This is a genomic window from Microbulbifer agarilyticus (assembly GCF_019800665.1).
In the GTDB taxonomy this organism is placed as follows: Bacteria; Pseudomonadota; Gammaproteobacteria; order Pseudomonadales; family Cellvibrionaceae; genus Microbulbifer; species Microbulbifer agarilyticus_C.
Genome location: NZ_JAHVKO010000020.1, coordinates 1 through 740 on the forward strand (window position 1 = coordinate 1; position 740 = coordinate 740).

Sequence of the window (740 nt, forward strand, 5' to 3'; positions counted from 1 at the left end):
TCTATGCCACCCAAGCCGCCGTAACTACCACCGGATTTCCAATGCGCACCGGATTCCGCGAAACGCCCTTTGCCACTTACATCAATATATGAATTGGAGCTGACATAGAAATCTGTGGCGCTTAGGGTGATGCCAGCCGAGAAAACATCAGAAGCCACGGGCGTGGTTATCTTGCCACTATTTTTAACTGCGATGGATTCAAAGCTGTAATCCTGAGGCAGCTCCAAGGTAAAGCCATCTACTACCAAATTGTTATTGAGTACTGTGAAATTACCCTCTGCCGTGACATAAACCGAACTGAAGCTATTACCTGAAATTGGGGAACCTAAATGCACCCCATCATTCAAAACAACTTTCGTATCTTTGAATGTAATTGGCGCAGATAAGTTAACATCTTGATCGATTGTTACGCGCAAATGTTCGAAAAAAACAGGAATCTCGACTTCCCCACTCAATATATACGGGGGGTAAGTCTCGCTGCTACTCCGATTAATAATTTGTAAGCGCGCATTTTCAGACGGCAGAGAGCGGTCATAAAGATAAACCGTTCCCGGGCCACCATAACCGGTGGCACCTGAGTAATTAGTTCCAGCTCGCGTAAATATATCATCCGCCGGAACAATTCCAGACATGGCATCATAGTAGAGTGCAATTCGGCCACCACCACCGGTTCCCGCTCGATATCCACGACCGCCTGATGCTTCTATTAATGTTCCACTGCCGCCGACAATCTCTGCGGC

At 47.2% G+C, this 740-nt stretch carries 1 protein-coding gene; it reads right to left on the reverse strand.

Annotation, left to right across the window (positions count from 1 at the left end; genetic code table 11):
* The coding region (locus tag KUV22_RS17210) for a hypothetical protein (RefSeq protein WP_222233012.1) at positions 1 to 740 on the reverse strand (740 nt) is incomplete at both ends.